Origin of the sequence: Paenibacillus sp. 22594, from assembly GCF_052044425.1 — a bacterium.
Taxonomy (GTDB): domain Bacteria; phylum Bacillota; class Bacilli; order Paenibacillales; family Paenibacillaceae; genus Paenibacillus_AQ.
On sequence record NZ_JBQENA010000022.1, the window covers coordinates 1 to 12,583 of the forward strand.

The following is a 12,583-nucleotide window of genomic DNA, read 5'->3' on the forward strand; positions in this document are numbered from 1 at the left end:
TCCGATTGTACTTCTGCCTGAACGTAAAAAGAAACCCAAGGTCGTAAAAATGACCTGGGTTTCTCGACAATCTGGACGGCGAAGCCGTTTCTACTTGAAATATAAGAATTTCTAGGTTTCACGCAATAAATTAGCGGCTTCCACTTGTGCAGTTTCAGTTCTATAACCTCTCCTTCCCCCATAGATTAGAATCAAGAAGGAGGGGTACATGCTATGATCGAGCCAGTAAAAGTCAATAAACAGCACGATCTGCACATGCACAGCCGCAAACAGCTGGAGCTTACCGGTGTGCAGAACGTAGAAAGCTTCGACAGCGAAGAGTTTCTGCTGCGTACGGAACTTGGCCATCTCACCATTCGCGGGAATCATTTACATATCAAAAACTTAAGTCTGGAGAATGGCATATTGTCTCTGGAGGGCAATGTGCAATCCCTGATTTATCTGGATCCCGGAGCGCAAGGCAAAAATAAAGGATTACTCGGTAAACTGTTTAAATGAATCCCGCAGTTCAGTGGATGACCCTATTCTATATGATGCTGGCCGGCACAGCCATGGGACTGGCCTATGACAGCTACCGGGTGCTGTCGCTGAAATTAAGCTTTCCCAAGTGGCTGAATGCGCTTCTCGATCTCTTGTATTGGTTATGGGCGGCGCTGCTGGTCTTTCGCATGCTTTATGCCGGAAATCAGGGACAATTGAGGTTTTATGTCTTCGTGGGGCTGTTTCTAGGCGTATGGATCTATTTTTTGATCTTCAGTGTTACGGTGCGCCGTTTTGTGGTAATGTTAATTCAGTCGGTTCAGTATACGTGCAGATTGCTATGGAGAGTTATAGAAGTGTTAATAGGTGTACCGCTGCGCTTGTTGTGGCGCCTCTTGAGAGGCATACTGCAGCTGCTGGGCCGTATCCTGTTATTTATTCTAAAGCTGCTGCTGCGTCTATCGAAACCCATTTGGGTATTTCCTGTAAGGTGGATCTCTCCACATGTATCCCGGCTCCGCAATAGTGCCTGGGTCATGAGATGCACAGAATGGATACACACCAAAAGGAAACACTGACCTTGAACTGGAGGAACGCTGCATGAACAGATTCTCTGCGGAAGAGAAGGGGAATAGCCATAAAGCTTCGGCCGCAGGCGCGAAGAGAAGAAAATTCATATGGACGCTCGTCGTTGCTGTGTTTTTCGGCTGGGCCGGTTTTATTTTCTTTGCCCAGAGTGCGGCTATTGCAGATAAAAGTGAACAGCTCGCCAAGAAGCAAGAGAAGAATGAAACGGTGACTACTTCTCTTAATCAACTGAAATATGAAGTATCCCGCCTGAAGGATGATGAGTATGTCGGACAATTGGCGCGTAAATGGTACAATATGTATCCTAAAGGCGAAACACCTATTCGTACAGAGCAATCAGGGGAATAAAGCAGGCCAAAAGAGGCTTTCGCTGTGTTGCCTTGATTTGTTCTTTACTGTATAATCAAATCACCGCAGACAGGATGGACTTAATATTCGTCTGTATATTTTTAAGGGAGGATCATTTTATTCTATGGCAATTGAAGTGGGCACCAAGTTAGAGGGCAAGGTGACAGGCATCACGCATTTCGGAGCATTTGTGGATCTGTCAGGAGGTGTCACAGGTCTCGTTCACATCTCGGAAATCGCCGATAATTACGTCAAAGATGTTAATGATCATTTGAAGATTGCTGATGTGGTGACCGTCAAAGTGATTAACGTTGACAAGGACGGTAAGATCGGACTTTCCATCAAGCAGGCCGTAGATAAGCCGGCATCGGAAGTACGTCCCCCCAGAGCTCCAAGACCTGAACGTCCAAGCGGTGGAGACCGTTTCGGCGGCGGTGGCGGCAGTGGTGGAGGCGGCGGTGGATTCAATCGTGAACGGGGAGGGCGTCCATTCAAGCCTGCAGCCGGTAAACCTTCATTCGAGGATAAAATGTCACGCTTCCTGAAAGACAGCGAAGAACGGATATCTTCGATCAAGAAGAACACAGAAGGAAAGCGCGGAGGCCGTGGGGCCAAGCGCGTATAGTTTCATACATGTACATCATTAATAACCGCCGGGGGCGTAATGCCCTTTGCGGTTTTTTTGTATGCCGGGAATGAAAAGGCTTACGCTACTCCAGAAATAATTGAATAGACACTTTGAAATCAGGCTCCACATGGCAGGGCTATTTTGTCGGCTGAAAATAAATTCCCGACAGTATCCTTGCCATTCTCACATAACTCCAGAGCAATCGCTGACGAATGTCTGCAGCCGCAGGTGTGTAAAATGTGGAAGGGCTTTCCATAATTTCCGTCAATCGGCCGTCCCGCAAGGGATGCGCAGGCTTTTCCACAGAATGTCGGTACAGGCTTTTTTGTCGGAAATTTCTTACAGGCTGCCCTCCGTTTCTGACAAACTTTCCAAAGATCCCCGCTATATAATGAGACTCATAAATTCTTAAACGGGTGGTGTAGAGGAATGGGTAAAAGCAATGTGGTGAATTTGCCGGAGTGGACAAGAGCTGGAAGCAATGACAAAGATCAGAGGGATAGCTGGGGGGACCGGGCTAAGGCGTGGAGTCTGAAGCAGCCGGTAATCCAGCTTTTCATAGTGAAAAAGTGGATGCTGCTTCTGAGTCTTATGGGTTTTCTGCTCGGCCGCGCGATGATTCTGGACGAGCTGTCCCCTTTTGCTGCAGCTTACTTTGCCGTTATTGTATTTATGCGCAAAGACTCTATATTGCCTGTAGCCGGCGCAATTATCCTTGGAAGCCTCTTTACTCCATTCCCCGGTCCCGTAATGGTAGCCGCGGAGCTAATTATCTTTTTCTTGATTTATAAAGGCCTGGAGAGCTTTCAAAAAGTGGAACTTTCCTATGCGCCGCTGATGGTTTTCGTCTCTTCGTTTATGGTGGGCTTGTTCCAAATCGTCATTGGACCCTCGATTACCTGGTATTCGCTGATGATGGCAACACTGGACGCTCTGCTCGGATTCGTGCTTACTCTGGTATTCTTGCAGGCGCTTCCGATCTTTACGTATAAGCAAAAAAGCAGGGCGCTGCGTAATGAGGAAGTACTCTGTCTGATTATACTGCTGGCCTCAGTAATGACCGGCCTTGTAGGCTGGAGTGTGGGTGGATTATCGCTTGAGCATATCCTATCCCGCTTTCTGATTCTGCTGTTTGCCCTGGCTGGAGGTGCCCCGCTTGGTGCAGCCGTCGGTGTAGTTACCGGACTGATCCTCAGTCTGGCGGATATTGGAGCGATTTATCAGATGAGTCTCCTCGCCTTCTCAGGGATGCTGGCAGGCATGATGCAATCCGGGCGCAAAGGTGCGGTCTCTATCGGGATGCTGCTCGGCTCAACCATTCTGTCTGTCTACTTCCTGGGTCCGGGTGATGTGATGGCCTCTACCTGGGAGACCTGCGCAGCGGTAGTGTTGTTTCTTCTTACACCTAAAGGGATGATTTCTGCCATTGCCAAGTACGTACCGGGCACGCCAGACCATAGCCGTTCCCAACATGAATATGCGAGAAGGGTAAGAGATATTACAGCCGATCGGGTAACCCAGTTCTCCCAGGTATTCCGCCAATTATCGAGCAGCTTCGGTCAGATTCCCCGTGCCGGGGAAGCCGGTAAATCGGATCGTGAAATGGAAGATTTCATGAATACCGTGACCGAAGGGGCCTGCTCGGGCTGCATCCGCCGCTCCCATTGCTGGGATGCCAAGTTCTATCAGACCTACCGCTATATGACCGATATGATGACAACGGTGGAGGAGTGCCCCGGCATTACAGCTGCCCAGCTTCCGCCGGAATGGAGCCGGATCTGCGGCAAAACTGCAGAGGTACTGGAAGTGATGAAAGGTCAATATGATCTATACCAGCATGATATGCGCTGGAAAAGACAAATATACGACAGCCGCCAATTCGTTGCCGAGCAGCTGTCAGGCGTGTCCCAGGTGATGGAGGACCTGGCCAAAGAGATCAAACGTGAAGGACAGGCAATGTACCGTCAGGAAGGACAGATTCGTGAAGCACTGGAGAAGCTGGGCCTGTCCATCCACAGTATTGAGATTCTGAGCCTGGACCCGGGCCGGGTAGAGATCGAAGTGGTGCATGCCTATACCCGCGGCTTTGATGAATGCCGGAAGATGATCGCTCCGCTGCTCTCTGACATTCTGGAGGAGAATATTGCAGTCGTGAATGAAACGGCGGTTCATCCCCGGGAGGGATTGTCGATGGTGACCTTTGGATCGGCCAAAGCCTATGAGGTTAATACAGGTGTTGCCGGAGCGGCCAAAGGCGGTGATATGCTGTCCGGAGACAGCTTTAGCACTGTAGAGCTGGGCAATGGAACCTTTGCTGTCTCCATCAGTGATGGAATGGGTAACGGGGAGCGGGCCCGCATGGAGAGCAGCGCCGCGCTCGGGATGCTGGAAAAGCTCCTGCAGTCCGGGATGGATGAGAAACTCGCGGTCAAATCCGTTAATTCTATTCTCCTCCTGCGTTCCCCGGACGAATTCTATGCGACTGTGGATATGGCTCTGATTGACCAGTATTCAGCACAAACTACATTTATGAAAATCGCGTCAGCCCCCAGCTTCATCCGGCGGGGAAGCGAGGTCATTCCTATTACAGCCAGCAATCTGCCGATTGGAATCATCAAGGATATTGAGGTTGATCTCGTCAGTATGCAGCTGCATCCAGGGGATATTTTAATAATGATGACCGATGGTATTTATGATGCGCCCGGATATGCCGTTAATAAAGAAATATGGATGAAACGCTTAATCCAGGAGCTTGAGGGTGATGATCCCCAAGTGATGGCCGATAATCTGCTCGAAAAGGTTATCCGGTATCAAGGTAATGAAATCCATGATGATATGACGATCGTAGTCAGCCGCTTGGATCACTTCCATCCGGAATGGTCCAGCCTGCATTTGCCCGGTATCGGCCGGATGGAGCGCCCGCGCACCGTAAGCTAATCTATCATTTAACTGGCAATGCTTTTTGTAGCTATAGCCGCGGGTGGAGCATATTCTTTGCCCGGGTTGGGGTAATTACCTTTTCAGAGCATCAGGGTGGAGTCAGCCCTCAAAATGCTGCCTGTCTCTCTTGTTTCCCGAGCCGCTGGTTCAGCGGTGCCTTCTTTCAGGTTGACAACTTGATGAGAATTGAAGGAACGCAGAGGAAGTTTGGAACTGTAGAAGCGTCAGCGTTCGCCTTTGTCCTCCGATTTCAACCGCTTAATGCGGTTCTAATCTGGAAATCGGAGGACAACAGCGATCGGAAGTCCAAACATTTCTCGTAGTTCCCCTTATTCACAGCTGTTTTTTATCTGGAACCCCGCAAAGCGGCGTTTGAAATCTCTCTACCTTGGATATGCTAGAAACATATACAAGGAAGGGGAGTGATCGGTCATGAAGCAGATCCTGCTTATTACTGACGGTTGTTCGAACGTAGGGGAGAGTCCGGTGATGGCTGCGGCGCATGCCCGTCAGGAAGGCATCACCGTTAATGTGGTCGGTGTAGTCGATTATGGCACCATCGGGGAGCTTGGCAGCCAAGAGATTGCGGATATTGCCAAGGCTGGCGGCGGTATCAGCCGGATCGTAGGAACGCCGCAGCTGGCACAGACGATTCAGATGATGACCCGCAAGACGGTGGTTCAGACGATTCAACAGGCGGTTAATAAAGAGGTGAAAAAAATACTCGGAGAAGGCTCACTGGAAGAGCTGCCTCCGCTGCAGCGCTCGCAGGTGGTTACAGTTGTCGATGAACTGACCGAGACCTCACCACTGCGTATTGCGCTTTTGATCGATGCCAGTGCGAGCATGAAACCTAAGCTGGGCGCTGTAGAAGATGCGATCCGTGATCTGGCGCTTAGCCTGGAGGCCCGGGAGGGTAAAAGCGAAATAGCGGTTTTCCATTTTCCGGGACGCTCCAGTAGTGAGGATGCCGTGCTGGATATGGACTGGACACATAATGTGTCGGAGGTCCGCTCCTTGTTTTCCAAGCTGAAGATGCGTGGGGCCACGCCTACTGGACCGGCCATATTCAAGGTGCTTGAGCATTACCGTTATGATACACTGGATGGACACCGTGAACGTCCGACAGATGACGGTTACGATGAAAAAGAAGGGATGATTGGTGGGTATGTCGTCTAATCCGCCCTATCCTGCCGGCACAGTAATCAGCGGCAAATGGCGGGGAAACCGTTATGTCGTTGAGCGGATGCTGGGAAGAGGAGCGAACGGAACCGTATATCTGGTGCAGCGGGAAGGTAGACGGGAGCACTATGCCCTCAAGATTGGCAACGATACCCTTGAGCTGCAATCCGAGATCAATGTTCTGACCAGCCTGCAATCCAGCAGGAAGCGAAAAGAGCATCGTGCACACCGTGAATCTCCCTTGTCTTCCTATTTACTCGAATCAGATGATTTTAAAGACGCCGATAGCGTGCCTTTTTATGTTATGCGTTATGTGGAGGGCCGGCCGCTGCACCACTTTTTAGCCAAGAACGGAGCCTCCTGGCTAGGTCTGGTTGGCCTCAAGCTGCTGGAGAAGCTACGGAATCTGCATGAGTGCGGCTTTGTGTTTGGAGATTTGAAGCCAGAGAACGTAATGGTGTCCAATTACGGAGAGGCAGAGCTGATTGATTACGGCGGTGCCAGCCCGCTGGGCCGCAGCGTGAAGCAATTTACCGAATGGCATGACCGCGGGTACTGGAATGCGGGCAGCCGTATGGGTGACGAGAATTACGATCTGTTTGCCTTTGCTGTGCTGTGTCTGCGTTTGCTGGATGAAGAAGGGTTGAAGACAGCCGCCTCCCAGCTGCCGCAGACTAGAAGTGCCGACGAGCTGCTGAAGCTGGCCAGAACTTTGCCCGATAAGAAGCTCTCTGCTTGGCTGTGTCTGGCACTTAAAGGCGGATTCCCGGGAACGGAGGCGGCAACAGAAGCCTGGAGGACCCATATTTACAATTCAAGAAAACCGGGGAAAGAATCAATGGCGACACCCGGCTGGTTAAAAAGTGCATTCGCGCTATCCTTATTTTTGCTGGTATTTACGATTTACTACGTATTTCGATTTTGAAATTATACATAATATCGGGAGGGCTTGGCATCTCATGCCAGTTCCGGCCCGTTACCGGGTGAGAAAGGGAGCCGTATGGAGCAAATGAAAGAACTGGTGGAATCCGTATTGGAGTCTGCAGCCGAGCATCGGCTATGGTCGCCCCATGACACCATTGTAGTCGCAGTTTCCGGAGGGCCGGACTCTGTGGCTCTTTTGCATATTCTGTATGAAATCGCCCTGAACCGGATGCCGCTAACCTTAATCTGTGCGCATGTGAATCATGGCTTTCGAGCAGAATCGGCAGAAGAAGCGGAATCTGTCCGTGCCATGGCTCGAGAGCTCGGACTTCCCTTTGAGCTGGCAGAATTTGATATTCCCTCTCTCGTCAAGGAGAGCGGTCTTGGGCCGGAGGGAGCAGCGCGGCAGAAACGTTATCAGTTTCTCATCGATACGGCACATCGCTATGGAGCCCGTTCCGTTGCACTGGCTCACCATGCAGACGATCAGGCGGAAACTGTGCTGATGCGTATGCTTCGGGGAAGCGGTCCTTCTGGTCTTGCGGGTATGCGGTGGAAACGGACCGAAAAAAAGGTGGAACTGATCCGGCCCTTCCTGCGTATTAACAAAACAGCTCTTGTCGAATTGTGCCGGCAGGAGGGGTTTTCATATGCTGAAGATGCCAGTAATTTAATGACGGAGTATAGACGCAACGCGGTAAGGCTGGAGCTGATTCCAACGCTTGAAGAGTACAATCCCAGAGTGAAGCAGTCGCTACTTCAATTGTCTGAAATTGTTCAGGCTGAAGATGAATTTATGGAAGCGGCAGCGGGAAAATGTTTTGATGAGCTCGTCCTGGTCGATTCTGGAAAATGCTCTCTGAAGAGGACCTCATTTGCGGCCGTACCCTCCGCTTTACAACGGCGTTTGATTAAACTAATATTAAATTATCTGTCGGCGGATTCATCGAGCTTGGATTTTCCCAAGATTGAAGCAGTACGCCGGGGAACGCTGCAGGAGTATCCCACGGTATGGAGTTTGAATTTGGGTGGAGGACTTACCTGTATGCGGCAATACGATACTATTGTGTTCTTGTCCAAGCCTCCGAAGCAGCAATTAAGCTATACATATCGGCTGTCTTTGCCTCATCCCCGTATTGAAATTAAGGAGATAGGAAAAGTATTGACGATGTCGGTGCTGGAGAGAGAAAATTTTTCTGTACTGGGGGAGGACTTTGGGGAAATGTTGGCGTGGTTTGACAGCAGCGAGCTGGTCCTGCCACTTACCATCCGTTCCCGTTTGCCTGGAGATACCATAAGGGTTATGGGATTAAACGGAAGCAAAAAGGTAAAAGATATTTACATTGATGATAAAATACCTTCTTCCGAACGCTCTGCGATTCCCCTTGTTTGTGATGGTCTGGGCAATATCGTCTGGATTCCGGGCGTTAGACGCTCGATGCATGCCGCAGTAGGGCGGCACACGGCCTCGGTTCTTTTATTGTCTCTGGAGGATATGGAGAAGAGCGAAGAAGCGTAATGGTCAAAGTAAGTCTTTCATAGTATAACTTAGGAGGTTCGCAAGTTGCAGAACGATATTCAGGAAATCTTGATCAGCGAAGAGGAAATTCAACAAAGAATCAGGGAGCTCGGCGCCCAGCTGAGTACGGAATATGCAGGACGCACGCCACTCGTCATCTGTGTGCTAAAAGGCGCGTTCATCTTTATGGCAGATTTGGTTAAAGTCATTACAGTGCCAGTTGAAATGGATTTCATGGCTGTATCCAGCTATGGAGCATCCACCAAATCCTCAGGCGTAGTCAAAATCATTAAGGATCTGGACGCTTCCGTTGAGGGACGTGATGTTCTGATTGTGGAGGATATCATTGACAGCGGGCTTACGCTCAGCTATTTGATTGAAATGCTTCAAGGCCGCAATGCTGCATCAGTGACTGTGGTCACCTTGTTCGACAAACCCGCAGGGCGCACAGTTAGTCTGGAAGCCGCGTATACCGGATTTGTGATTCCGGACGAATTCGTAGTAGGTTATGGACTGGATTATGCCGAGCAGTATCGGAACCTCCCTTACGTCGGTGTACTGAAGCCTGAGATTTATTCCAAATGAGCTAATCGCAGCCTTAGATCTACGGATCCGATCCCTGGCTTCTGTCAAATTTGAGGAGTCTGGGCAGGCTATGGTACAATAACTTGAGTGTTGTGAGAGGAGGTAGGGGATGAATCGGTTCATCCGGAATTCTGGTTTTTATTTGATTTTATTTTTAGTCGTGGTGGGCATTGTCCAGTTTGTAAGCAATGGAAATGAATCCGCCGATTTCCCTAGATACGATGAGTTAAGACAGGAGATCAAGAATAACAATGTGAAGAGCATGACGATTCAGTTTGAAGGCAATGCTTTTGCCGTAACCGGCGAATATAAACAGCAGCCCTCAGATGCTAAATCGAAGAACTTTTCCACATTTGTTCCTCCTACAGATGATGCCATCAATCAACTCATAGCTGCCAGTGATGTTAACGGCATAGAGTTATCGCAGAAGAAGATGGAAGGTGACAGCATTTGGCTGACGTTCCTTTCTTCCATCATTCCGCTGGTTATCATGTTCATCCTGTTCTTCTTCCTGTTTAATCAGGCACAGGGTGGCGGCGGCAAGGTAATGAATTTCGGTAAGAGCAAGGCCCGGTTATATAATGAAGAGAAGAAGAAAATCAGTTTCGAGGATGTTGCAGGGGCCGATGAAGAGAAGCAGGAGCTTGTCGAAGTCGTGGAATTCCTCAAAGATCCGCGTAAATTTGCCGCAGTAGGTGCCCGCATTCCTAAGGGCGTGCTTCTCGTGGGCCCTCCAGGTACAGGTAAAACCCTGTTGGCCCGTGCGGTAGCCGGCGAAGCCGGGGTTCCTTTCTTCAGCATCTCCGGTTCCGACTTCGTGGAAATGTTCGTCGGTGTCGGCGCTTCCCGAGTACGTGATTTGTTCGAGAATGCCAAGAAAAATGCACCTTGTATCATCTTTATCGATGAAATTGATGCGGTTGGACGTCAGCGTGGCGCAGGACTTGGCGGCGGACATGACGAACGTGAACAAACCCTCAACCAATTGCTCGTTGAAATGGACGGCTTTGGCGGTAATGAAGGAATAATTATCGTTGCGGCGACCAACCGTGCAGATATCCTTGACCCGGCGCTGCTTCGTCCGGGACGCTTTGACCGTCAGATTACAGTAGATCGTCCGGATGTGAAAGGCCGCGAAGCTGTACTCAAGGTTCATTCCCGCAATAAGCCGTTGACGAAGGACGTTAGACTTGATGTTATTGCCAAGCGTACTACCGGTTTCACTGGAGCGGATTTGGAGAACCTGCTAAATGAGGCAGCCCTCCTCGCTGCACGGCGTAACCGCAAGGATATTTCCATGAATGAAGTGGATGAAGCTATTGACCGGGTAATCGTAGGTACCGAGAAACGCAGCCGTGTCATTAGTGATCGCGAGAAGCGTATTGTGGCTTACCACGAAGCAGGTCATACGATTGTTGGTTATTTCCTGGAACATGCGGATATGGTTCACAAGGTGACCATCATCCCGCGCGGCCGTGCAGGCGGATACGTAATTATGCTTCCGAAAGAAGACCGGATGCTTGTCACCAAGCAGGAATTGCTTGATAAGGTAACTGGACTCCTTGGCGGGCGTGTTGCTGAAGAGCTATTCATAGGTGAGATCGGTACGGGTGCATACAGTGACTTCCAGCAGGCTACGCGAATTGTGCGCAGCATGATTATGGAATACGGTATGAGTGATAAGCTGGGACCTATGCAGTTCGGTACTTCTCAGGGCCAGGTATTCCTGGGCCGTGACATCGGGCATGAGCAGAATTACAGTGACTCCATTGCATACGAGATTGATCAGGAAATGCAGAACTTTATCCGCAGCAGCTACGAACGCTGCAAAGAGCTGCTGAACAAATACTCCAAAGAGATGCACCTGATTGCCAATACCCTTCTTGAAAAAGAAACGCTGGAGCTGGATCAGATCAAAGAATTGATCGAGCAGGGTTATCTGTCAGAAGACGGCAAACCGGTAGAAATTTCTGGCGTTACTCACGAGGAAGGCGAGCCTGTCATTGATTCTATTGGTGATGTGCGTGTCCGTATTCAAGGTAAAGCTGACGATACTTCTTCCACGATCGGGGACTTATCCAAGGATATTCCGAACAGCCCGGATACAGAGAATGGAAACGGCTCGGATGATGGCAATAAAGACGGTGGCGGAAGTCTCGTCTAGATTGTAAGTGACTGAATGTCTGTAAGATGATCCGGAGAACCCTAGGGTTCTCCGGATTTTTTTATCTCCCCAGTAGCCAGAAGACCGTCTTCTGCCAGCCGGGTTACATTGACAGTGGGTGGAACGTTGTGTACATTAGTGATTAAATATTAAATAATATAAGGCTAAGTAATTGCAGGGCTGGGTGGCTGCTGCATACCCGCAAACTTCGGGAAAATTGGATAAGTATATGCCGGCTAAAAGCCGTGAAGACATAAGGGGGAGAACAGACCGTGGAAGCTCTGGCGCTTGAGCGCAAGCAGGAACAGAATCGTGAACTTCGTGTGCGCCTCGAACAGCTTAAGAAAGAACGGAACGCAATCATTTTGGCTCATTATTATCAGCGTGACGAAATTCAGGAAGTGGCAGATTTTCGGGGAGACTCTTTTTTACTTGCTCAAAAGGCCGCCGAAACTGATGCTGATGTAATTGTATTCTGCGGTGTCCACTTCATGGGGGAGAGCGCCAAAATTCTGGCACCGAATAAAACGGTCCTTATTCCGGATGAGCGCGCTGGCTGTCCGATGGCCGACATGGTGAATGTGGATGGTTTGCGCAAGTTAAAGGCACAGCACCCTAATGCCAAAGTCGTTACGTACATCAATTCATCGGCGGAAATCAAGGCGGAAACGGATATTTGCTGTACATCTGCCAATGCGGTGAAGGTTATTGAATCGTTGGATGCCGAAGAAATTATCTGGGTGCCTGACAAGAACCTGGGCCAATATGTTCAGGATCAGACCGGCAAGAAGCTGATCATCTGGGAAGGCTACTGTAATACCCATGACATGCTCACCGTCAAAGACGTAATTGAAATGAGAGCGAAATATCCGGAAGCTGAATTTGTAGTTCATCCGGAATGCCGTCCTGAGGTAGTGGCCATGGGCGATTATGTAGGCAGTACTACATCCATTATTGCTTATTGCAAGAAATCTGACCGCAAGCAGTTCATTGTCGGAACAGAAGACGGCACCGGCTATCAGCTCCGTAAAGACAGTCCGGATAAAGAGTTTCATTTTGCCACCAAATTTCTCGTTTGCCCTAATATGAAAGTAAATAATCTCAAAAAACTGGTCAAATGCCTGGAGACGATGAAGCCGCAGATTTATGTACCGCCCGCTGTCGCCGACAAAGCCAGAACATCCCTAGAGCGCATGCTACAAGTCCGGTAGCATGCGCTACTCTT

Annotated in this window: 11 protein-coding genes; all 11 read left to right on the forward strand. The window is 49.7% G+C overall.

The features are described 5' to 3' along the window. Nucleotides 1-213: 213 nt before the first annotated feature. The 11 genes from yabP to nadA all read left to right on the forward strand — a co-directional run bounded on the left by yabP (nt 214) and on the right by nadA (nt 12,569). Nucleotides 214-498 carry a sporulation protein YabP gene (yabP, locus tag ACTJKB_RS30610; protein WP_074086929.1) on the forward strand — a complete coding sequence of 95 codons (285 nt, stop codon included), beginning with the start codon at nt 214-216 and terminating at the stop codon, nt 496-498. Then, nucleotides 495-1,058 (forward strand): spore cortex biosynthesis protein YabQ, encoded by a 564-nt coding sequence (yabQ, locus tag ACTJKB_RS30615; protein WP_440837998.1) that lies wholly within the window; start codon nt 495-497, stop codon nt 1,056-1,058. The genes yabP and yabQ overlap by 4 nt, the downstream gene beginning before the upstream one ends. 22 nt (nt 1,059-1,080) lie before the next feature. Then, on the forward strand, nt 1,081-1,416 hold the full coding sequence (locus tag ACTJKB_RS30620; RefSeq protein ID WP_440837999.1) for an FtsB family cell division protein: 336 nt from the start codon (nt 1,081-1,083) through the stop codon (nt 1,414-1,416). A gap of 124 nt (nt 1,417-1,540) precedes the next feature. Then, entirely contained in the window at nt 1,541-2,041 is a 501-nt protein-coding gene (locus tag ACTJKB_RS30625) for a S1 domain-containing RNA-binding protein (RefSeq protein ID WP_036696437.1), read from the forward strand. A 432-nt stretch (nt 2,042-2,473) separates the two neighbouring features. Further along, entirely contained in the window at nt 2,474-4,981 is a 2,508-nt protein-coding gene (gene spoIIE, locus ACTJKB_RS30630; protein ID WP_440838000.1) for a stage II sporulation protein E, read from the forward strand. Between the two features lie 435 nt (nt 4,982-5,416). Further along, nucleotides 5,417-6,163: a hypothetical protein gene (locus ACTJKB_RS30635; protein ID WP_074102237.1), complete on the forward strand. Its 747-nt coding sequence runs from the start codon at nt 5,417-5,419 to the stop codon at nt 6,161-6,163. Next, nucleotides 6,153-7,091, forward strand: coding sequence for a serine/threonine protein kinase (locus ACTJKB_RS30640; protein ID WP_074086934.1), 939 nt, complete (start codon nt 6,153-6,155; stop codon nt 7,089-7,091). The genes ACTJKB_RS30635 and ACTJKB_RS30640 overlap by 11 nt, the downstream gene beginning before the upstream one ends. 75 nt (nt 7,092-7,166) lie before the next feature. After that, complete coding sequence (gene tilS / locus ACTJKB_RS30645; protein WP_440838001.1) at nt 7,167-8,609, forward strand: tRNA lysidine(34) synthetase TilS; 1,443 nt, start codon at nt 7,167-7,169, stop codon at nt 8,607-8,609. A gap of 45 nt (nt 8,610-8,654) precedes the next feature. After that, nucleotides 8,655-9,194 carry a hypoxanthine phosphoribosyltransferase gene (gene hpt / locus ACTJKB_RS30650; RefSeq protein WP_074086935.1) on the forward strand — a complete coding sequence of 180 codons (540 nt, stop codon included), beginning with the start codon at nt 8,655-8,657 and terminating at the stop codon, nt 9,192-9,194. A gap of 109 nt (nt 9,195-9,303) precedes the next feature. Next, on the forward strand, nt 9,304-11,358 hold the full coding sequence (gene ftsH, locus ACTJKB_RS30655; protein WP_440838002.1) for an ATP-dependent zinc metalloprotease FtsH: 2,055 nt from the start codon (nt 9,304-9,306) through the stop codon (nt 11,356-11,358). Nucleotides 11,359-11,630: 272 nt separating this feature from the next. Continuing rightward, nucleotides 11,631-12,569, forward strand: a complete 939-nt coding sequence (gene nadA, locus ACTJKB_RS30660; protein ID WP_440838003.1) for a quinolinate synthase NadA — start codon at nt 11,631-11,633, stop codon at nt 12,567-12,569. The last annotated feature ends 14 nt before the right edge of the window (nt 12,570-12,583 follow it).

Bases quoted from the DNA above. Each gene is read 5' to 3' on its own strand.
- ACTJKB_RS30620 (WP_440837999.1), top strand. From the start codon at position 1,081: ATGAACAGATTCTCTGCGGAAGAGAAGGGGAATAGCCATAAAGCTTCG.
- ACTJKB_RS30625 (WP_036696437.1), top strand. From the start codon at position 1,541: ATGGCAATTGAAGTGGGCACCAAGTTAGAGGGCAAGGTGACAGGCATC.
- ACTJKB_RS30640 (WP_074086934.1), top strand. From the start codon at position 6,153: ATGTCGTCTAATCCGCCCTATCCTGCCGGCACAGTAATCAGCGGCAAA.
- spoIIE (WP_440838000.1), top strand. From the start codon at position 2,474: ATGGGTAAAAGCAATGTGGTGAATTTGCCGGAGTGGACAAGAGCTGGA.
- yabP (WP_074086929.1), top strand. From the start codon at position 214: ATGATCGAGCCAGTAAAAGTCAATAAACAGCACGATCTGCACATGCAC.
- ACTJKB_RS30635 (WP_074102237.1), top strand. From the start codon at position 5,417: ATGAAGCAGATCCTGCTTATTACTGACGGTTGTTCGAACGTAGGGGAG.
- yabQ (WP_440837998.1), top strand. From the start codon at position 495: ATGAATCCCGCAGTTCAGTGGATGACCCTATTCTATATGATGCTGGCC.
- tilS (WP_440838001.1), top strand. From the start codon at position 7,167: ATGGAGCAAATGAAAGAACTGGTGGAATCCGTATTGGAGTCTGCAGCC.
- ftsH (WP_440838002.1), top strand. From the start codon at position 9,304: ATGAATCGGTTCATCCGGAATTCTGGTTTTTATTTGATTTTATTTTTA.